Here is a 22,109-nt window from a genome sequence, read left to right on the forward strand (position 1 = left end):
TGCATTTTCGTAGCTTATAATTAATTTATAATAAAACTATTACGTTAACGTAAATATCAACCTAACAATAACTTATTGATAACTTTTCTTTATATCTCGATATTGGGCTAAAAAAGCATCGCTTGCAAGCTCTTCTCCACTGGTAGGTAAACCTTTTATGGTGTAAAAGTCCATTTTACTTGCAATAGATTGTTGTGATTTAAGCATTCCTAAGTAAAGTGCTGCAGCCCTGATAAAGTCCAAGTAAGTTACTTCATCAGTGATGTAATTAAAATCACTCAAATGTTCTATTACTTCAATTATTTCATCGGTAAAATCCCAACACTTTACAATCGCAGTTCCAATTGGTGTTTGCACTTGCTGAATTACTTTCCTGAGTACTGAAACATCCTCGAATAATTCAGGGTGTATTTCAGCTTCGGCCAGTACTGGCAATGCACCAATATTATGCACCAGTGCTGCAAGCGTTAGCGTTTCAACATCCAACTTACTTTGTGGATTATTTTTTTGGTATTGAATTAATAAAGAACATGAAACAGCGGCAATATCGACGGAACAATTCCATACTTCATCCATCACCTTCCAGACCATCTCATTACTTGAGATAAACAGTTGCTCTAGTGCCAATGACGTCACAATTGATTTAATTTGGTCGAAACCAATCCTAACAATGGCCGATTGTAAATTATCAGCCTGACGTCCACGACAATACATTGCACTGTTAGCAACACGAATGACTTTTGCCGTAATTGCCGTGTCTTTTTTTACTACTTCTACCACTTGCTTAATGTTAGAACTTGGTCGATTCATCACGTTTTCGACCTCAATAGCCACATCAGGTAAAGAAGGCAAAATCAGTGAATCCTCTTGAAGCTTTCGAAAAAGCTCTTCGGTGACGATACGTTCAACGTCCATTGATAAACATCCCTATTATCAATCAATTTTTGTTGTGGATATTTAAGGATAAGACACTTTCGATAATTTTTCTTATTTTCAAATCGTGACTTAGCCACGGTTTGTTTGTTCAATTAATTTGCATATCGCTCACCTCAACCAGTAAAATACGCCGCCCATTACTACCCATAAAGTAGTAACGAATTATTGCGTTGTTATTGATTAAAACTCGATAGCGATATTTCTTCATTGTTGATCAATACCCAGCAATGATTATTTTGAGTAAATGTGAGAATAAATATGTTTAAGCCTGAGCTTCTGTCTCCTGCCGGAACCCTTAAAAACATGCGTTATGCGTTTGCCTATGGTGCAGATGCGGTATATGCCGGCCAGCCAAGATACAGCCTACGCGTAAGAAATAATGATTTTAAACTTGAAAACTTAGCCCAAGGCATTCAAGAAGCGCACGACTTAGGCAAAAAGCTCTACGTAGTCAGTAACATTGCTCCACACAATGCAAAATTAAAAACGTACATTAAAGATATGCAGCCTGTTATCGACATGAAGCCTGATGCATTAATCATGTCTGACCCTGGTCTCATCATGATGGTTCGTGAAGCTTTCCCTGAGCAGGAAGTACACTTATCAGTTCAAGCCAATGCTATCAACTGGGCGTCGGTTAAGTTCTGGGAGCAGCAAGGCATCAAGCGTGTCATTCTTTCTCGTGAATTATCATTAGATGAAATTGAAGAAATTCGTCAACGCTGCCCAGACATCGAGCTAGAAGTATTCGTTCATGGCGCACTGTGCATGGCTTACTCAGGTCGCTGCTTACTATCAGGTTACATTAACAAACGTGATCCTAACCAAGGCACTTGCACTAATGCGTGTCGTTGGAAGTACGACGTACATGAAGCAAAAGAAAATGAAACAGGCGATGTTGTCGCTGTCCAGCCAGAAGCACCTGCCGTTCAAATCCAGACACCTGAGCCTACATTAGGTGAAGGCACTGCAACGGATAACATCTATCTTCTGCAAGAAGACAATCGCCCAGGTGAGTACATGCCAGCGTTCGAAGACGAGCATGGCACTTACATTATGAATTCAAAAGATCTTCGTGCAATCCAACACGTTGAGCGCTTAACGAAAATGGGTGTGGATTCGTTAAAGATTGAAGGCCGTACTAAATCGTTCTACTACGTAGCTCGTACCGCTCAGCTTTACCGAAATGCAATTGAAGATGCTGTTGCTGGTAAAGCGTTTGACCCAAGCCTAATGCGTCAACTCGAAGGTCTTGCACATCGAGGTTACACTGAAGGATTCTTACGTCGTCACGTCCACGATGAATACCAGAATTATGATTACGGATATTCTGTTAGTGACTCACAACAATTTTGTGGTGAATTAACGGGTGAGCGTAACTACGCTGGTTTAGCAGAGATTGATGTAAAAAATAAATTCTCTGTAGGTGACAGCGTTGAACTGATGACACCTCAAGGCAACATGAACCTTAAGATTGACGGTTTAGAGAATCGTAAAGGTGAAGCGGTAGAATCTGGTAAAGGTAACGGTCACATCGTGTATTTAGACATACCGAAAGAAGTAGACTTAGATAAAGCAATTTTATTGAGAAATTTGCCGCAAGGAAAAGATACCCGTAACCCGCATAACGAAGCGAGTTAAACGATGTTTAGTGCTATGCAAAGTTCTTTTGCGTAGCACTCTCTTCTTCATTAGGCATAATTAAAAATTAGCCCGTAATGAAATCCCGCCCCTGCCAAAACAAATAAATGCCAAATCGCATGGGTATATTGTTTTCTTTTTTGCACATAAAAGAACACCCCACAGGTATAGGCTGCACCGCCAAGCCCTAACAGCCATAAACCACCAGCGGGTAGCATTTGATAAATATCAGGCAAGATAAACACTGCTGCGAACCCCATCCCTAAATACGTTGCTAATGACACCGCTTTGAACCGACTTTTAAAAACCAGTTTAAAAGCAATGCCAATGGCCGCTAATGCCCAGATGATTATCAACATAATGTTACCCACTTTACTCGACGGTAAAGCGAACAGTAGTGGTGTGTACGTACCTGCAATTAATAAATAAATGGCACAATGGTCTACCATCTTCAATACAGATTTTGCAGTTGGGTGAGTGACTGCATGATACAGGGTTGAGGCCGTAAACAATGCAATCATCGATGCTCCATAAATGAGATAGCACACCTGCTTACCAAACTCTCCGTGCGTATTTGAGGCTAAAAGGCTGATTAACCCAATAACACTCAAAATTACGCCAATGCCATGAGTAACCGCATTGAGGATTTCTTCTTTTACACTGTAACCATCTATCTGTGATTGAGTTATTGCGGTTTGTGACATCAAATAAAATTCCAGCTTACACCTGTTCGCTGAAACTATAACAAGGGTTGGGGGGGAATAGAAGAGGTCTAACCAGGTTTTTGGTTAATCGTGTTTTCGATTAGGGGAAACTTCTGTGAAGTTTATAACGTCGTGGGCTTTCTGCCCACACCCGAGGAAGAAGGGAGTTCACCAGCAAACTCCCCTCTTCCATCTCCCCGTGCCGCCCCACAAAGTTAAGCGTTATTCGTCTTACAGCAAAAATATTCTAACGTTTCCGATGGTACATCCATGTACCTCGGAAACTAGCGCAGCATCCATGCTGCGCTTACGATATTTTCACTGACAACTCATAACAACTTTGCAATGGGGAATCATCGTAGCCTGCAAAGTTTTAGAAATAATCTTATTTACTCAGATGCCGCTTAAGGGCTTAACTTTCCCATCGAAGCTGTTGAAGATATTGATGAATATGAAATGACGTGGGCGAGACATGGACGTCGAGCCAAGCTCTGAGGTACAGGATGTACCATCAGAGCTGTTAGACATTTATTCAACAATATCTGAAACGCTTAGCTTCGTTGGGGCGGCACTGGGGTTTCCAAAGGGGAATTTGCTGAAGAATTCCTCTTTGGGCGGTGTGGAGTGCAACTCTACGACCTTTAAAGTGCAAAGCACTTTCCCTTAAATGCCCCAAAGCTGGATAGAAATTTTATTTGAAGTAATTCAATTTACAATTGATTTTAATGCTTTTAATTGAAATCGATATAGTGCTAAGTTTCATAAATATTAACTATTAGTTACAAAAAACGGATCAATAAACTGTGGCACAATTTACAGCAGATAAACCTATAAGTAATTCTTCAGAAGATTTATTAAACAGAGCGAATTTCTCCAAGTCATTAGCTCATGCCATTACAAGTTGGAAGCAGAAAGACAGTTTAGTGCTTGCTTTGCACGGAAAGTGGGGGGACGGAAAGTCCTCAATTAAAAATATGACGCTTGAATATATAAGGAAAGCAAACGACATTGAGGCTGATGTAATTGAATATTCACCGTGGGAGTGGTCTGGTCAGGAACGAATAAACTCATCTTTTTTTACAGAGATAAGCAAATCAGTCGGAATGATTGATAAGTCAACGAGTGGTAAACAACTTGCCTTGAAATTAAAAAAATATGGTAACTATTTGAATACTGGGTCTGTTATAGCCTCAGGTGCTTTAAAAGTTATTCCATATTTAATAGTAAGCCTTGCTTTATTAGGTTTTGCTGGTGCGTTCATTGAAGAATCTTTTCTCAAAACATTAACCCTTATCACGATAGGAGTTGTTAGCTCTATTGCTGGCCTCTTAAGGTCGGGCTCTAAGATACTAAAGTTAGTACATATAAATGTAGAGGATTTTTCAAAAGAAAATGAGAAGACAAGTCAACAGTTAAGAAAAGATATAAAAAATGAGTTGGCTCGAAGATCAACACCATTGCTTATAGTTATGGACGATCTTGATAGATTAAACTCACAGCAACTGCAAATGACTTTTCAATTAATTAAAGCAAATAGTGATTTTTCTAATGTTGTTTTTCTAGTGCTCTTTGACAGACAAATAGTAGAAAAAAAAATGAACGATGGATTACAAAATGGAAGAGATTTTTTAGAAAAGATCATACAAGTTCCATTTGATATTCCTCACACTGAAAACCAAAAAATTTATGATGTGCTATTTGAAAAAATTGATGAAATTATCTATAACAATGAACATGCTAGTTCTCTATATGACATCGACGATTTTGCTCGGATATTCAATAAAGGATTACATGTCTATTTTAAAAACTTGAGAGATGTATATAGATTTATATCAACTTTTACTTTCCATTTTACCGCTTATGAATTTAAAAACTCTTATGAAGTTAATCCAGTAGATTTGATAGCAATCGAAACTATTAGAGTTTTCGAACCTGAAATATATAATGAACTATTTAATTCAAAAGACTTCTTTTTACAACTATCGTTATCAGATAGACGTACATCAGAGCCTTCTGAGTACTTAGATACAATTTTAAGTAATTCGGAACACAAGCAATCTCTTTCTGAACTTTTAAAAATTCTCTTTCCTGCTCTACACAAGATTGATAATAAATCTTACCCACAAGAATATTACGCCAAATGGAAAAGAGATATGCGCATTTGTGATGAGCATTCATTCGATAAATATTTTACTTTTCAGATAAAATCCAATGGATTAACAAATTACGAACTTAAAGATTTAGTATCGTCAACTAAGAATTTACAAGATTTTAAATATAAGATTCAGCAAGTGCTTGAATCAGATAATGCACTGAGTATGTTAAATCAATTCTCAGTTTACATAGAGAAAATTCCTCTGGAAAACAAAGAAAACTACGTACAAGGAATGCTCGATATTTCGGATGACGCTGATAACAATAAGTTGGCAGCAGCATTCGATAGTGTTGATCTAACCTTATATCGCCAGCTAACATGGTTTCTAGAAAGAATTGATCATAGAAATGAACGATTTAAACTGTTAGAGAGGTGTTTTCAAAAGTCTCAACAAGCGTTTCCGTTAATTGAACTAATTTTAATGGCTGACGCCAGAAATAAAAATCGAATTCCTCTTCTTGAACCTAAGGACGTTCCTAAGCTAAAAAAATTATTTGTAAATAAACTTAATGCCATTGCCTTAAACCAGCCAGACTTGCTAGCAAATCATAAATATTTGAATTCGCTAATTTGGTCATGGAGAAAGTGGGGAACGGAAGAGCACGTATTTCAATGGGTTTCAGAACAAGTAAAAAGCAAAAATTTGACTTTACTATTGAATGCTTTTATCCAAAGAGGAATAAGTAGCTCTTCTGAAGGATCAAGATATACTGCAAAGTTTAAATATTCTGAATTCTTAGAGTTTATATCTGTAGCAGATGCTCAAAAGATTGCAAACACGCTAGTTAATAATAGAGTGCATTTAAGTGAATTTGAAAAAGACATCGCAAATATATTTATGACTGAACATAACAATAGTTAATCCATTTTGTGTACTTTTAAGTGCTATCGTAATCCAAAAGTTTGGGGAGATTATTAGAGTTACAATGAGCTGTTCCTATCCAGCTTATGTCCAAAAAATCTCATAAAAAAGCCCAGCTAAAGTGGGCTTGAAAAACTCTACAATCAAAACAACAAATTATTTAATGAACTTGCCATTTTCATCAAATGGCCAATCAATACCTAGCCATTTCTTCAAAAATGCTTTTTGGTGCTTAGTTGGGTTTTCAACCGACTTAATCGAATACTTACCTTTCGCTTTTTCACCTAACTTAACTTTTACTGTATTAAGTTGGTCATCTTGGAAAAGCGCCATTTCAATCACGTCACCCACTTTAAAGTCATCTAAACGTTTTTGAAAACCTTTAGCGGTTACCTTCAAACCGTTAATCGCAACCAATTGGTCACCAGCGCCGATTCCAGCTTTCCATGCCGGACTGTCTTTTTGAACTCGACTTAACGCTAACCCGTTATCACCACGACCAAGCTTAATACCTGTGTAAACTTCTGTCTTAGCACCACGATCTAATTTTAAACCTGCGTGTTTTAGCAAAGCATCAAAATCTAACGTTACTGGAGAATCAATGTGCTCAGCCCACCATGCATCATACGACTTGCCTGTTAATGACTCAGCAATACCTTTGACATCTTCAGAGGTATACCCTTTTGGTACCTTATGGCTACGATATAATTCTCGTTGTACATCTCGGTAGCTTTTAGCTAAATCCGTTTGCGCCATGATTTTATGATCAAGTGCCATCGAAACCATATAACCTTCAGAGTAAATGTTTACGCTAAAGTTATGCGCATAATCACCACCTGTGCTTGCCCAAGTTCCTAAACTTGTGCTTGCAGCAGATTGAGTTTCTTTACCCGGTTTGTTTTCATTGGCTTGAATACGTTTAGACAAGTCAGCAAAAAACTCTTTTGGCTTCATCACCCCGCCGCTCAACAGCAGTTGGTTTTGAAAATAGCTTGTCGAACCTTCTGCTAACCAAAGTAATGGCGTGACCACTTCTTTTTGATAATTGTAAGTTGCGATCTGCTCTGGACGGTACGCTTTTACATTCCAAGTATGAATGAACTCATGAGAAGCCGTGCTGATAAAACGTAAATAGTCTTTACGTTCTCTGAACATAAAACGTGGTAATTGAATAATGGTCGAGTTTAAATGCTCAGTTGCACCGCGTGCACCACTGGTTGCATGAACCATATATACGTAACGCTTGAACGGATAACCATCCCATAGACGATCTGCTTGGCTACTGATCTTCTTCAGGTCAGTAACGATTTGGTCAACGTCGTAATTACCTTCGCCCCAAACCACTAACTCATAATCACGACCATCGGCAGTAAACTCACGGTGTTGGTTAATGCCTGTTTCAATCGGAGAATCTACTAACACATCGTAATTCGGTGCTACGAAGCTGTGTTTGTTTGAACCGTAGTCCATGCCAGAAAAACTACGCCATCCGTTAGGTACTTCTAATTCAACGTTAATTTCATCATCACGAAACTTAGGGCTATACATAAATACAGCACTCGCATCTAAATAAGCATGAGTTGCGCTGATATGACGAGTACGTGAGCCTAACTCGTTAGCGTATAACTGATAGCTAACAGATACTTGAGTTGGCTTTGACAACTTAACCTGCCATTCACCGGTTTCAGTACGTTGCCAAGGCAGTACGTTACCTTTTGAATCTTTAGCTGTGAACTTACGAATGCCATCAGATATTGGCAATACCGTGTATTTACCTGTACGCCAAATGGGTAAATTGACCGTTAGAGTATCTGAATCCGCTTTTGGGAATACAACTTCTACATTCGCAAGATGATGCTCAGGAGATTGGGTGAGACCGATTTTGTAATTAACGTCAGCCAATGCTGAGCCAGAAAAAAGTGTAGCTGCTGTTAGCCAAGCAAGATTATTCGCTTTCACTGTGCTTCCTTTGTCTAATTATTTTTTATTGTGCGGAGCGCATTATAACAACCGCAACTAAGTTTCAACAGCATGGATCACAAAACAAATAACCCAACAAAAAGTCAACAAATATGACAAATTATTCTTTGGCTACGGGCTCACTATGCGATAACATGTCAAAAAAAATTTTCCCGTTTATTTGTTTTAATTTTTTCGCATTCTTATGGGTATTGTTCGGTAGGGAAACATAAAAAATGAAGGGATCGACATCTTCAACTTTAGAAGTTCAGCAACTTCAAAAACACCTAAATACAGCTACTGCTGAACTGAAGCATGCTCAACATGAGCATGATGAGAAATTCAAAGTTCTACTAAGTTTTGTTTCACAGTTGAGCTTTGCCTGTAAAGGACAAAATCTCGAGCTTGATAATAAACTTGCAAAACTCCGAAGGTTACTCCCTCAAAGCGAGTCATTTTCTGATGCAGTGCAAAGCATATGCGAAGTTGAGAAAATCCTGAAATCTCAATATCGTCACATCACAATTCAACTCAATGATAGTCGTCATGGTTTAAGCCGTGTTGTCGCTCAATTACAAAGAGTAAAAGAGTTACCGGATAAAACTAAACGTGAATTGAGCTACTTTAAGCAAGAACTTGCGAAACCATTTCATACTGTTTGGGACTATATTCCCAAAATAAAGCAATTAATTGAGCATTATGAGCAAGTTTTAGAACTGCAATTTTCTGATGGTAAATATCTAGAACTTGAATCAAAACATAAAGTACTTGCTGATGAGTTACTGTCTCTGATCGATGACATAGAGTTCTTACCAGAAAGCCACGATAAAGTTTGTACTGTTCAAGCTGTTCTGAATAATGATTTAAGCGTAAATTCTCTATTGAGTGCTTACCAAGCCATTTTGACTTTAGTGGTCGAAAACCTCTTGCATGAAAAGAGCTCTGCTCAAGAATTTTTAGTCGCATTGAATGAAACCTTGTCCGCTGTTGGTGACATTACCACCACAATGCAGACACAAAGTGATAAAAATGAGAGTGACAAAGCAAGGCTCAATAGCACCATTCAGAACCACGTAGATAATGTCGATCTCTCTTTGCACGTAATTAATGATGTTGAAGAGCTTAAATCACAAGTTCGTCACCAGTTGCATGAGCTGCGTAGAACTTTGGCACAAAAAGAAGAGTTAGAGCAGCGAGAAAGGCAAGGCTTACACCTTTCGATACAAACGATGGAACAACAGCTTAGCAGCTTATCGTCTGAAGTTGGTGATTATAAAGAGAAGCTCTTTGAGCAGCAAAAAACGAACCTTACTGATTCATTAACTCAGTTGCCAAATCGAGCCGCTCTTGAAGATCGTATGGCATTCGAACATCAAAAACAGCAAAAAAATAATAACTCTCTATGGGTCGTTGTCGCCGATATCGATCATTTCAAAAACATTAATGATAATTTTGGACACAGCATTGGTGATAAAACTCTACAAGTTATTGCCAAAGCACTTAAAAGTTCAATTCGTGATACCGAGTTTGTTGCACGCTACGGTGGAGAAGAATTCGTCTTATTGTTACCTCATGTGTTAGAGGCTGACATTGAAGCCATACTTAACCGAGTTAGAGAAAGAATTAAATCCATTCCGTTTAAGTTTAAAAATAAACGTATTACGGTAACCATGTCTATTGGCGCTGCAAAAGTACATAACAAAGAACGTATCGAAGATACTTTTGACCGAGCCGATGCTGCACTTTATAGGGCAAAAGATCAAAATCGTGATAGGGTAGTTGTTGATAGTTAACAAATAACCCCCTCATTTCTTTCTTTTTAGGGGGTGTTCTGCCCCCGTGATAGCCTTAAATTTTATCTTTTATATGTCACGGTCTTTCAAGTTAATAGTGGGAGGTACATATGAATGTATTTGTTAGTCCACGCGGAAGCATGGAGCAACTTTCTCAAATTGAAGTCCAACGCTTACAAAAAAGAGCTTCAAGTGAGTTATATCAATTATTCCGTCGTTGTTCGCTTGCCGTGCTTTGTGCTGGAATTCAATCTGATAGTGATGAAGACTTATTTTCTGAACATCAAGATTTCGAGATTCATGTCGCTCAGCGAGCCCGAGGAGTAAAATTAGAGCTTGTAAATCCCCCAGAGCAAGCTTTTGTTGACGGCGAAATTATTGCAGGGACACAAGAGTTATTATTTACTGTTCTTAGAGACATCGTTTATCTCAGTAATAAATATGACAGCCTAAAAAACCTAGACCTTAATAACTCCACTCATATTACTAACGTTGTCTTCGACATTCTTCGTAATGCAAAGTTACTGAAACCCGCAACGCCAAATATTGTGGTCTGTTGGGGTGGTCACAGTATTCGTCAAAATGAATACCTTTATACAAAAGAAGTCGGCTATCGAATGGGGCTAAGAAAGTTAGATATTTGTACAGGTTGCGGCCCCGGTGCGATGAAAGGACCAATGAAAGGTGCAACGATAGGTCACGCAAAGCAGCGTATTAAAAATGCTCGATACATCGGATTAACCGAACCAAGCATTATTGCCGCAGAACCACCAAACCAAATTGTAAATGAATTGGTTATTTTGCCAGATATTGAGAAACGACTCGAAGCGTTTGTGCGCATTGGGCACGGTATTGTGATTTTTCCTGGCGGTGCAGGCACGGCTGAAGAGCTTCTCTATTTACTAGGAATTTTACTTCACCCAGATAACGCTGAATATCACATACCTGTTGTACTTACAGGCCCTAAAGAGGCAGCTAATTATTTTGAAGAAATCGATAAGTTTATTGGTCAAACCCTAGGTAAAGAAGCACAAGACAAATATCAAATTATTATTGATAATCCACAACAAGTTGCTCGTTATATGTCGAAGAATATGGAAGACAGCAAAGCTTTTCGTCGCACCATTGGCGACTCTTATCAGTATGCTTGGTCTTTAAAAATCGACTCTCCATTCCAGCACCCTTACGTGCCGGATCATGAAAATGTCAAACAATTGAAACTTGAATTTGATATGGATAAAGCGGAACTGGCCGCAAACTTAAGAAGAGCATTCTCAGCTGTTGTTGCCGGTAATGTGAAAGGTGAAACGATTCAGTTAATCAAAAAGCATGGCCCTTTTGAAATTAATGGTGATGCTAAGTTAATGGAAATGATGGATAATCTACTTTCAGCATTTGTGGATCAGCAAAGAATGAAACTACCGGGGAGCGAATACGTTCCTTGCTATAACGTAACACACTCGTAATACCGACATGGGTACTTCGAGTTTAAGATAGGGAAAGATAGAGTGAACCGTTTATTAATTATTGATGCGCTGAATCTTGTAAGAAGAATGCATGCCACTCAGCCTGACGAAAGTGATATGGACGCTCTTGAACTTCGTATCTCGTCGGCCATTAATAAATTGATAAAATTCCATGCACCAACCCACATGGTTTTAGTATGGGATGGTGATGGGGACTCTTGGCGTAAAGCCCTTTATGAAGACTATAAAAAAGGCAGAAAACCAATGCCTGAACCACTTCAAAAAGGGCTTGATAGACTTAAACAACAGCTGTCCGATAGAAAGTGGCAACATATTGATGCCGACTCGGAAGCTGACGATGTTGTTGCGACCCTAGCCATGAAGCTTGCCTCCAAAAACGGTCAAGCCATTATTGTTTCAACAGATAATGGTTACAGCCAACTCAATCACCCGATGGTGTCTCAATGGGATCATTTTGGAAAGCACTTTTTTGATATCGAAGCCTATGAGCAAAAACTTGGTGTCGAAAGAGAACAGTTTCTAGAATATTGGTCACTGGCAGGCTCTAGTGGCAACAGAATCCCAGGCGTTCCTGGTATTGGCCCTAAATCGGCAGCTCAACTCCTTGGTACATTCCGTTCAGTAAAAAACATCTATGGCTCTCTTGAGCAACTTGGTGAGAAACAAGCTCAAAAATTGGAAGCAGGTAAAGAGATGGCAAGGCTGAGCTATAAACTCGCTCAGTTAAAAACAGACATGCCTCTAAAAGTAAGCCTAAATCAGTTTAGATTGACTGATCCAACCAGTAAAAACTGATCTTAGTTGTAACTAAATTTGTTATATTGTTGTCCGACTGTGAATCTGCATTTAAAATATTATTTTATCTGCTTTCGTAAAAGGACACATCGAAAGATGAACTCTAAAGCCCCAGTTGTGATTGGTTTCGTTTTTATTTCATATTTAATGTTTGTTGGCATTACCATGTTTTTTCATGAGCCAACATTAGAAGACATGGATTGGGAAGACAGACAGTCCCACAACCAACAAAGCCTGACTCTATTAAATCTAGGGCAATCGATTGACTCTGTGAGGCAGTCTTTAGGTGGTGCAGACTTTAGCGAAGCAAAAACGTCTGGTGAAAAAAACTTATTGGTGTTGTTTTACCGTACTCATCATAAAAAAGGTGATGGAAAAACAACAAAAGACGAATGTACTCCTCTGCTTTTCATTAACAGCAAATTAGTTGCTTGGGGTGAAGATACTTACCAGCAATATCTTGATTCTGAGATAACGTTATAATAGTCGAACCCGTTAAGGTTATTCGTTATCACTACATGTTATATTGAACCACTCAATCTTTTGTATTCGATATAACATGTACTGGATCATCACAAAATACCTATTGACGGCTGCCGTAGTCGTTGCAATTTCTGAAGTCGCAAAAAGAAGTGATCGATTAGGCGCATTGCTTGCGGCTTTACCTATGGTGACAATTTTGGCCTTAATCTGGATGTACGTAGAAGGCCAGAGCACAGAAAAACTCAATAACCATGCTTGGTATACTTTTTGGTATGTAGTCCCTACCCTACCCATGTTTTTGGCATTTCCATTTTTACACGCCAGATTTAGCTTTTGGGTGACATTAGGTTTATGTGCGTTAATCTCTGTTGTCTGCTTTTTTGGTTTTGCTTTATTTGTAAAATTATTTGGGATCAATTTGCTGTAATTATCCAGTTATAACTATAAATAAATGATAATAAGCAACCCGGTTACTGCAATTGTAAATCAACTTTCAATAGCTATACTCAATGAGTTACCTAAACAGAGGAATTTGACTCATGTTACGTATGGTTCTCAATAAAAGAGCGTTATTTTCCCTATCTATAGCTTTTTTTTCATTACCCGCTTTGGCTGATGATTCAACAGTAAAAATCAACTGTGTTAAAGCACAAGACTTCAAAGGATTACAAGGTTCAGGCACAGCAGTTCAACCTTACATTATCCCAGTTAACTCATGCATTCAGCTTGATGGTAACAATGGCAAAACCTACCAATTCTCTTTGCCTTTTACTAAAGAGTCATTTAAGGGTGGCGATAGATTACACATCGAAGCTACGTCATTTAAATCCCAAGGATGTAAAGCTGGATTAACCTCATGTGGAGACACAGAAAACACACCTAATTTAAGTGTTACTCCAAAATTAGATAGATTCCAAACCGAACTAACATTTGGTTTTCTTTCCGGCATAACAAGCTTACAACCAGGATTCACGACGTATAAAATCCAAGCATCGACAAAAGCTGAAACCTTGAATGTAACCGTTGCAACTAAAGGGCAGCCTGTCGAGAATAATTACGCTAACCCAGCGCTTAGTGACAATTAAAAATCAAGGAGCAATCGCTCCTTAATTTCATTTTCATCTGCAAAAATATAAAGCACTATCGATTCGGTGAAAGGACTTCTAGGTTTGATAATCCATCTGCCGAAATATTAGTATTCCATTGATAGTCTCTGCTGTACCCCGACTCTTTAGGATTCGTATTTACGATTCCAGCTTGGCTCCAAAGTCGGTTTGCATAAAACGCATAACCTAAACGAATGATATCTCTAATTATCGCTTCTAATTCACTTTGATTACTTGCAGCAATTACCTGATTCCAAGGAGTAAATGCAGTAACTGGATAATCTAACTCGGTAACAGGGTTATCAACCTCACAGCCATGGTGGACAACCTTTTTTACACCAATTCTATTATTAATTTGATCTTTAACTGTACGAGTTAGAGCAGATATTTTTCCTAAATCTGCATCAGCATTGCGTCTTTCTTTCGTTGCCAGTGCAGCAAGTACTTTATTCGCCGCCGATTTCAAACCGGAAGTTTTATCACTCGAAAAGTTACTTAAATGGGGGGCAACGCAGAATAAATCATAATCTGCGGTTAGAGGGACACCACTTTCAAACTCAGCCAGCACCATCATTTCATTGATTGAAGCGTCTTCTTTAACCAGTACCCAATATCCATGTTTCAACAATGGAAGCTGTTTAAATAATACTTGAATTGACTTGAGGTGTTTACGATACACCTTTGGGTAATCGCCCGTTGGCATCAGCGTATTAGGATAAAGAATGAATTCTTGATGAGGCGCACCGTTATTTGTCACCTGAAAAATGCCATTATTTTGCGATATCACATGCAGCATTTTGGTCTTTATTAACGATTTAAATCGATCTTCTGATATTAAAAGCGGAACTTGCTTAGCATAATTCCCAACAAGAGACTCTTTAACTTTAGCGTTGAACTTTGGAACATCTTGTGGCTTCTTTTTAGCTAGCTTACTGAACTTTTGATCACAGCAAATAAAGCCAGCTTGTGGCCCCCAATCCGAAGACTTACCTTTTACATGCAGATCTTTAGTGGCATAACCTTCGGCGATAAGATCAGTGGAAAGTTTATTTACAGGCCGAACCATTACAATACAATTATTTTCAGTTGCCGTTTGTAATAACGCTTGTTTATGGTTCGGGACAATTCCGGAGTGCTCTAATGCAGCTTCCTCTCTATACATAATGGAATTCGGTAATTTTTAAAGTTTACAATGATCATAAAAGTACCACCGAATTACTATTTTATTACAGAAAAATAATAGAGCATTTACACTTTTTCTAGCGTATCTAAAGGCCATCTTGGTTGACCTTTAACAGCAAGTTCTTCATTTTGCCCAGCTTTCAGACGCTGCATACCCGCATAAGCGATCATGGCACCATTATCAGTACAGAATTCTGAACGAGGGTAGAAAACTTCACCACCCAGTTTTTTCATCATTTCAGCTAAATCTGCACGTAAGCGAATGTTTGCACTCACACCACCGGCAATCACTAGACGCTTTCTGTTTGTTTGCTTTAGGGCACGTTTACATTTGATCATTAACGTATCAACAACAGCTTCTTCAAAGGCTCTGGCAATATTTGCTCTAGTTTGTTCATCGTCTGGCTCAGCCGCAATCGTGTTTGCAGCGAAGGTTTTTAAACCTGAAAAACTAAAATCTAGACCAGGTCTGTCCGTCATAGGGCGTGGAAATTTGTATTTAGCTGGCTCGCCTTTGGCAGCAAGTTTTGCCAAACGTGGACCACCAGGGTAATCCAGCCCCATCAATTTGGCCGTTTTATCAAAAGCTTCACCCGCAGCATCATCGACAGACTCGCCCAAGACTTCATACTGACCAATGCCTTTAACATCCACCAGCATGCTATGTCCGCCAGAAACTAACAAAGCCACAAATGGAAATTCTGGAGGTGTTTCTTCGAGCATGGGTGCAAGTAGATGCCCTTCCATATGATGAACACCAATTGCCGGGATCCCAAGTGAAAATGCAAGTGAACGTCCTACACAAGCACCAACCAGTACTGCACCAATCAAGCCCGGGCCCTTGGTATAGGCAATGCCATCTATATCACTAAAATTAAGGTTAGCTTTGCTTAATGCTTCACGAATTAGTGGAATTATTTTGCGAACGTGATCTCTTGAGGCAAGTTCAGGCACAACGCCACCATAATCAGCATGCAACTTAACTTGGCTATATAAGGTATGAGACAACAAACCGTGTTTATTGTCATAAACGGCAATACCCGTTTCGTCACATGAGGTTTCAATACCTAAAATTCGCATTTTTTGATCATTCTTAACATTCTACAGGGCGTGCAATTCTACCGATTGTGTTATCATTACACCAGCAGATCAGTTAAGATCGTAAAATGATCAAATGATCTGTCGGTTTACCTCTTTACAAACAAACTGTCCTGAGTGTAAAATTCCGAACCATTTTTTAATCAACCTCGATTGATTTCGGCTTTTAGCTGATACTTTCGACACAACTTACACCTAAGGGGTGATGGCGTATGCCAATCATTAAAGTACGTGAAAACGAACCATTCGACGTAGCTCTACGTCGTTTCAAGCGCTCTTGTGAAAAAGCTGGAATTCTAGCTGACGTACGTGCTCGTGAATTCTACGAGAAGCCAACTACTGCACGTAAACGCGCTAAAGCGGCTGCAGTAAAGCGTCTTGCTAAGAAGCTTTCTCGCGAAAACGCACGTCGCGTACGTTTATACTAATCCGTTATGAGCCTAATTGATCAGCTAAAAGACCAAATGAAAAAAGCCATGATTGCCAAAGAGAAGGCAAGATTGGGTACAATTCGTTTGGCATTATCAGCCATCAAACAGATTGAAGTGGATACCCGCGAATCTCTGAATGATGATCAGGTAATAGCGGTCTTAACCAAAATGGTTAAACAGCGTCGTGATTCAATAACTCAATATGAGTCAGCGAATCGACCTGAGCTTGCCGAAATTGAAGCAGCGGAAATTTCTGTTTTAGAAACTTTCTTGCCTCAACCGCTTACTGCAGATGAAGTCGAGGCTATCGTAGCTGAAACTGTTGCAGAAGTTGGCGCAGCATCCATGGCGGATATGGGCAAAGTAATGGGTGCGTTGAAAGGCAAACTTCAAGGACGTGCAGACATGAGCGCCGTTGGCGGTCTAGTTCGTGCAAAATTGAAATAAAGCATTTTAACGTTACAACAAGCCGTGCCCTTTGCGCGGCTTGTTTGTTTTAAACCTAAGCTAAATAGTTAATATTTTTAGAAAATACTATTAGACTTATTTAGTTGTAATTTCTAAGATTATTATCTTCTTCCAGACTATCTGGTTTACACATTTTCTTTATCAAGTGGAACTATGGCAATACCTCGTGATTTCATCAATGAGCTCGTTGCTCGTACTGACATTGTTGAATTAGTTGGCCGTAAGGTACAACTAAAAAAAGCAGGTAAAAACTACTCTGCTTGTTGCCCATTTCACAGCGAAAAAACGCCTTCTTTTACTGTTAGTCAAGACAAGCAGTTTTATCATTGCTTTGGTTGTGGCGCTCACGGTAACGCTATTGACTTTGTTATGGAGTATGATCGACTTGAGTTTGTCGATGCCATCGAGGACTTAGCTGGACAGTTAGGATTACAAGTCCCACAAGAAAAAGGCATAGGTCAGCGTAAAGATCCTAATGTCAGTCGTGATTTGTATGAGTTAATGGACGAAGCGAGCCGCTTTTACCATAACCAACTCAAACAGAATCCCGACAAAGATAAAGTCCAAAAATATCTTGAGTATCGAGGCTTATCTTCAGAGGTTGTTGAGCATTTCAATATTGGTTTTGCCCCTGACGGTTGGGATAATCTTTTAGGCCGATATCGCCAAAATCAAGATGCCCAGAACAAGCTGGTCACCACAGGTATGGTTATCGCAAATGATAATGGTAAACGTTATGACCGTTTTCGTGACCGATTGATGTTCCCTATTCGCGATCGTCGAGGCCGAGTCATTGGTTTTGGTGGTCGAGTTTTAGGTGATGGCACACCAAAATACTTGAATTCTCCGGAAACGCCCATATTTCATAAGGGTAATGAGTTATACGGCTTATATGAAGTTAAACAACGTCACAGGAACCCTAAGACTATTCTGATTGTCGAAGGTTATATGGACGTTGTTGCACTCGCACAATTTGATGTTGACTACGCCGTTGCCTCACTAGGCACCGCAACGACCGCAGAACAACTTCAGCTCTTGCTACGTAATGCTGAACAGATTGTCTGCTGTTATGATGGTGATAGAGCTGGGCAAGAAGCAGCATGGCGCGCACTAGAGACGGCATTACCGTTATTAAAGCCGGGCGATCAAATTAAATTTATGTTCTTAGAGCAAGGTGAAGACCCTGACTCTATGGTACGTAAAATTGGTAAAGACGCTTTTGAAGAATTGATTAATAATGCGCAATCGCTCAATGACTTTATGTTCACCAATTTGAGCTCAGAAGCTAATGGTGATAAGAGTAAGTTTGCGAAAATTGCACTGGACTTAATTGGTAAAATTAAAGATCCAATTTTACAAAACCTACTGTTGGAAAGTTTATCCCATAAACTCGGGATGAACAGCAGCGAAGAACTTAAAAAGAAATTAGGTTTTAACGCACAAGCGGCTAAAGCAAACCCACTTGGTGCCAAAGGCATAAAAGGCCGTGGTACCCCACTACGTTTAGCGATTTCGCTTTTAGTGCAAAAGCCAACTATAGGTACAAATCTACCTATACAACCAGCCTTATCGCATTTATCAATGCCAGGGTTGGACTTGTTGATCCAGTTATTGGATTTAACACGTAATGAGGAATTAACCAGCGCTCAGTTAATCGAGCTTTATCGAGATAAACCAGAGTTCAATACTCTTAAGAAATTAGCGCAATGGGATCACCAAATTACGGACGAAAACCTTCAACATGAGTTTAAAAAGTCGCTCGTTTGGTTAAATAACCAATATTTAGAACAGCGTTATCAAGAGCTCAGTTTGAAGTCTACACACACGAAGGAAGAACGAGTTCAGTTACAAAAACTGATCTCCATTATCAAAAGCCAGAAGTAAAGAAGGCGTTTCTTTTCTTTAACCTTTTTGATTTATACAAGGATGTATAAAAGAGCACATATTCGTGACACAGCAAGTTGCATCTTGCTATAGCACGAGTATAATTGACGCTTTGCGTAATTCTTGGTTACGCCCAGAATTTTAGCAGTTCGTCGTAAACTGTTACCAACTTTTACCCAAATTGGATGATATCTATGGATCATACTCCGCAGTCGCAACTTAAGCTGTTACTTGCCAAAGGTAAAGAACAAGGTTACCTGACTTATGCAGAAGTGAACGATCACTTACCTGCAGACATGGTCGATTCAGACCAGATCGAAGATATTATCCAGATGATAAATGACATGGGTATACGCGTGTTTGAAGAAGCACCGGATGCCGATGAAATCATGATGTCGGAAGACAGCACAGATGAAGATGCAGCAGAAGAAGCTGCAGCTGCGCTGGCAACAGTGGAAAGCGAAATTGGTCGCACCACTGACCCTGTTCGTATGTACATGCGTGAAATGGGTACAGTAGAGCTACTGACCCGCGAAGGCGAAATTGTAATCGCAAAACGCATCGAAGAAGGGATTAACACGGTTCAAGGCTCAGTTGCTGAATACCCACAAGCCATCTCAATGATGCTTGAGCAATTCGACAGATACGAAGCCGAAGAAATTCGTTTATCCGATATTATCTCTGGATTTGTAAACCCTGATGAAGATGATGTCGCACCAACGGCAACCCACGTAGGTTCAGAGCTTCCTCAAGAGGAACTCGATAGCGACGATGATGACGATGATGATGAAGAGGAAGAAGGCAACAAAGGGCCTGATCCTGAAGAAGCTAAAGAGCGATTCACTCAACTTCGTAATCTCTATGAAACAGCACAAAACACCATTGCAGAAAAAGGTCGCGATAACCACCACTCTGTAAAAGCATTATTCGAACTTGGCGAAGATTTTAAAGAGTTCCGCTTAATGCCAAAACAGTTCGACATGCTAGTTAAGAGCATGCGTAGCATGATGGACAGAGTTCGTGTTCAAGAACGTTTGATCATGAAATTCACTGTTGAACATGCAAAAATGCCGAAGAAAAACTTCATCAAGTTATTCGGCGGAAGCGAGGCGAGCTCTGAATGGTTTACAACTGAATTAAATGCAGGTAAAGCATACTCAGAAGCACTAGGCCGTGTTCAAGATGACGTTTTACGCTGTATCACTAAACTACATGCTGTTGAACAAGAAACAGGTCTTAGCATTTCGGCAATTAAGGACATCAACCGTCGTATGTCGATTGGTGAGGCAAAAGCTCGCCGCGCTAAGAAAGAAATGGTTGAAGCGAACTTACGTCTGGTAATTTCGATTGCTAAGAAGTACACCAACCGTGGTTTACAATTCTTGGATTTAATTCAAGAAGGTAACATCGGTCTGATGAAGGCAGTTGATAAGTTCGAATACCGTCGTGGTTATAAGTTCTCAACTTATGCTACTTGGTGGATTCGTCAGGCGATTACTCGTTCTATTGCTGACCAAGCTCGTACCATCCGTATTCCGGTTCACATGATTGAGACCATCAATAAGTTGAACCGTATTTCACGTCAGATGTTGCAAGAAATGGGTCGTGAGCCTTCACCTGAAGAACTTGCTGAACGTATGCAAATGCCTGAGGATAAAATCCGTAAGGTACTTAAGATTGCTAAAGAGCCTATCTCCATGGAAACCCCTATCGGTGATGATGAAGATTCGCATTTAGGTGATTTTATCGAGGATACTACCCTCGAATTGCCGCTTGATAGCGCAACAGGTGAAAGTCTTAAAAATGCAACGCATGAAGTGTTAGCAGGCTTAACTGCAAGAGAAGCGAAAGTACTTCGTATGCGTTTTGGTATTGATATGAATACTGACCACACGCTTGAAGAGGTCGGTAAGCAGTTTGACGTTACCCGTGAGCGTATTCGTCAGATTGAAGCAAAAGCATTACGTAAGCTTCGTCACCCTTCTCGCTCAGAAATTTTGAAGTCTTTCTTGGATGAATAAGATAGATAAATAAGTAGCAATTTGATGTAAAAAAGGCTGATGTTAATCAGCCTTTTTTATCGGTTAAATAAACATCTATAGTGTGTAATCTACTTCAATTTGGCAGGATTTATCATCACAAGTCTTACTATTATGCATCAGGCCAGCCGTAACGGTTCTATGCTCCTGACTACCAAAAAACGTTGGATTTGAACCTGCAGTTTGTGGGTCTGCATAAGGTGCATTACTAAAAGTTACGGTCTCTGGGTTTAATAATACTGAGTTCCCAGTATCGGGATCTTTGCCTACGTATGGTGAAAGGTTAAAAGTGAAAGTACTGTTATCTTCACCCATTTTTTGGTCAAAACAAATGTTTACGTTGTGATCAGCGCCCATTCCATTTTTTGCAATATTAACTGGTACTATTGACAGTTTACCACTCTGAGAATTCGCACCATCTGAGCCAGTACCACTAAAATATAAAACCTGTCCAGGAAGTCCATTATGGATATTAACAGTCATGACATGGCCAGCACAGGATGGAGCATCAACAGCAACATCAGCAAATGCGAAATTAGAAGCAAAGGCTGAAGCACCAAGTAAAACTGCTAAGGATAATTTTGAAGATTGAAGCATGACGCCTCCTAATAATAATCACTGAAGTAATAGAAATAATAAAGATGTTTCATTAACTACGATAAAAATTCACTTAAGCGAAAAAGATAATGTCATGATATTGAAAGTTGTCTAGGAAAAGTTTTTTTCTAGTTTCAATCTTAAAATTCATAAAAAATAAAAATAAAAATACATCTTTAACATTTAAAAGGGTAAAAAATCGAGATTTTAAACTTAACATGTATAGAGTAATATTTAGGTTGAAAACAGGAAAAAATAAAAACTGGGCAGGCTATTATGGCTGTAACCTGTCGAGTAAAGGTGATAAAAAGAATAAGAAGTTTAAAATATCTATCTAGAAAATAAATATTAATTACTGCAGTTTTTTGTTTAATTGTAAATAAAAGCAGTATCGGTAAATTTTTATATAGCAATGATGAAAACCATCATTAACTATAAGAACTTAATTATCATTAATTTTAATTTAATTTAATTTTAATATGAGAAAAG

General features: G+C 39.1%; 19 protein-coding genes. 13 read left to right on the top strand and 6 right to left on the bottom strand.

Annotated elements, in window-relative coordinates:
* Positions 1-72 precede the first annotated feature (72 nt).
* Complete coding sequence (locus AC1EU2_RS06995; protein WP_480297369.1) at positions 73-915, bottom strand: HDOD domain-containing protein; 843 nt, start codon at positions 913-915, stop codon at positions 73-75.
* Positions 916-1,194: 279 nt separating this feature from the next.
* On the opposite strand from AC1EU2_RS06995, the gene trhP reads away from it, so the two are divergent.
* Positions 1,195-2,577 (top strand): prephenate-dependent tRNA uridine(34) hydroxylase TrhP, encoded by a 1,383-nt coding sequence (gene trhP / locus AC1EU2_RS07000; RefSeq protein ID WP_480297370.1) that lies wholly within the window; start codon positions 1,195-1,197, stop codon positions 2,575-2,577.
* A 50-nt stretch (positions 2,578-2,627) separates the two neighbouring features.
* Here the strand turns inward: trhP and trhA are convergent, their stop codons facing one another.
* Positions 2,628-3,281, bottom strand: a complete 654-nt coding sequence (gene trhA, locus AC1EU2_RS07005; RefSeq protein ID WP_480297371.1) for a PAQR family membrane homeostasis protein TrhA — start codon at positions 3,279-3,281, stop codon at positions 2,628-2,630.
* A gap of 472 nt (positions 3,282-3,753) precedes the next feature.
* On the opposite strand from trhA, the gene AC1EU2_RS07010 reads away from it, so the two are divergent.
* Both AC1EU2_RS07010 and AC1EU2_RS07015 read left to right on the top strand, forming a co-directional pair.
* A complete protein-coding gene (locus AC1EU2_RS07010) occupies positions 3,754-3,948 on the top strand; it encodes a hypothetical protein (protein ID WP_480297372.1) in 195 nt (64 codons plus the stop codon).
* Positions 3,949-4,084: 136 nt separating this feature from the next.
* Entirely contained in the window at positions 4,085-6,298 is a 2,214-nt protein-coding gene (locus tag AC1EU2_RS07015) for a KAP family P-loop NTPase fold protein (RefSeq protein ID WP_480297374.1), read from the top strand.
* A gap of 156 nt (positions 6,299-6,454) precedes the next feature.
* Here the strand turns inward: AC1EU2_RS07015 and AC1EU2_RS07020 are convergent, their stop codons facing one another.
* Positions 6,455-8,257, bottom strand: a complete 1,803-nt coding sequence (locus tag AC1EU2_RS07020) for a M61 family metallopeptidase (RefSeq protein ID WP_480297375.1) — start codon at positions 8,255-8,257, stop codon at positions 6,455-6,457.
* 236 nt (positions 8,258-8,493) lie between these two features.
* Here AC1EU2_RS07020 and AC1EU2_RS07025 point away from each other — a divergent pair, with 236 nt between their 5' ends.
* The 6 genes from AC1EU2_RS07025 (at position 8,494) to AC1EU2_RS07050 (ending at position 13,900) form a co-directional block, all read left to right on the top strand.
* Complete coding sequence (locus AC1EU2_RS07025; RefSeq protein ID WP_480297377.1) at positions 8,494-10,050, top strand: GGDEF domain-containing protein; 1,557 nt, start codon at positions 8,494-8,496, stop codon at positions 10,048-10,050.
* Between the two features lie 110 nt (positions 10,051-10,160).
* The gene (gene ppnN, locus AC1EU2_RS07030) at positions 10,161-11,516 is read left to right on the top strand and encodes a nucleotide 5'-monophosphate nucleosidase PpnN (protein ID WP_480297379.1); all 1,356 of its coding nucleotides are present in this window, start codon (positions 10,161-10,163) and stop codon (positions 11,514-11,516) included.
* Between the two features lie 42 nt (positions 11,517-11,558).
* A complete protein-coding gene (xni, locus tag AC1EU2_RS07035) occupies positions 11,559-12,332 on the top strand; it encodes a flap endonuclease Xni (protein ID WP_480297380.1) in 774 nt (257 codons plus the stop codon).
* Positions 12,333-12,428: 96 nt separating this feature from the next.
* Entirely contained in the window at positions 12,429-12,815 is a 387-nt protein-coding gene (locus AC1EU2_RS07040; protein ID WP_480297381.1) for a DUF3192 domain-containing protein, read from the top strand.
* 76 nt (positions 12,816-12,891) lie between these two features.
* On the top strand, positions 12,892-13,242 hold the full coding sequence (locus AC1EU2_RS07045) for a DUF3147 family protein (RefSeq protein WP_480297383.1): 351 nt from the start codon (positions 12,892-12,894) through the stop codon (positions 13,240-13,242).
* 112 nt (positions 13,243-13,354) lie between these two features.
* Positions 13,355-13,900, top strand: a complete 546-nt coding sequence (locus AC1EU2_RS07050) for a hypothetical protein (RefSeq protein WP_480297384.1) — start codon at positions 13,355-13,357, stop codon at positions 13,898-13,900.
* A gap of 55 nt (positions 13,901-13,955) precedes the next feature.
* On the opposite strand, the gene AC1EU2_RS07055 is transcribed toward AC1EU2_RS07050, so the two are convergent.
* Positions 13,956-15,083, bottom strand: a complete 1,128-nt coding sequence (locus AC1EU2_RS07055; protein WP_480297386.1) for an anthrax toxin-like adenylyl cyclase domain-containing protein — start codon at positions 15,081-15,083, stop codon at positions 13,956-13,958.
* Positions 15,084-15,169: 86 nt separating this feature from the next.
* Positions 15,170-16,183, bottom strand: coding sequence for a tRNA (adenosine(37)-N6)-threonylcarbamoyltransferase complex transferase subunit TsaD (gene tsaD / locus AC1EU2_RS07060; protein WP_480297387.1), 1,014 nt, complete (start codon positions 16,181-16,183; stop codon positions 15,170-15,172).
* A 230-nt stretch (positions 16,184-16,413) separates the two neighbouring features.
* Here tsaD and rpsU point away from each other — a divergent pair, with 230 nt between their 5' ends.
* The 4 genes from rpsU (at position 16,414) to rpoD (ending at position 21,005) form a co-directional block, all read left to right on the top strand.
* Positions 16,414-16,629 carry a 30S ribosomal protein S21 gene (rpsU, locus tag AC1EU2_RS07065; RefSeq protein WP_006080725.1) on the top strand — a complete coding sequence of 72 codons (216 nt, stop codon included), beginning with the start codon at positions 16,414-16,416 and terminating at the stop codon, positions 16,627-16,629.
* Between the two features lie 6 nt (positions 16,630-16,635).
* Positions 16,636-17,079, top strand: coding sequence for a GatB/YqeY domain-containing protein (locus AC1EU2_RS07070; RefSeq protein ID WP_480297394.1), 444 nt, complete (start codon positions 16,636-16,638; stop codon positions 17,077-17,079).
* A 174-nt stretch (positions 17,080-17,253) separates the two neighbouring features.
* On the top strand, positions 17,254-18,984 hold the full coding sequence (gene dnaG, locus AC1EU2_RS07075; RefSeq protein WP_480297395.1) for a DNA primase: 1,731 nt from the start codon (positions 17,254-17,256) through the stop codon (positions 18,982-18,984).
* A gap of 194 nt (positions 18,985-19,178) precedes the next feature.
* Positions 19,179-21,005 (top strand): RNA polymerase sigma factor RpoD, encoded by a 1,827-nt coding sequence (rpoD, locus tag AC1EU2_RS07080; protein WP_480297397.1) that lies wholly within the window; start codon positions 19,179-19,181, stop codon positions 21,003-21,005.
* Positions 21,006-21,080: 75 nt separating this feature from the next.
* On the opposite strand, the gene AC1EU2_RS07085 is transcribed toward rpoD, so the two are convergent.
* Positions 21,081-21,620 carry a hypothetical protein gene (locus AC1EU2_RS07085; RefSeq protein ID WP_480297398.1) on the bottom strand — a complete coding sequence of 180 codons (540 nt, stop codon included), beginning with the start codon at positions 21,618-21,620 and terminating at the stop codon, positions 21,081-21,083.
* Positions 21,621-22,109: the final 489 nt, after the last annotated feature.

Source organism: Parashewanella sp. 2304DJ23-3 (assembly GCF_056591695.1).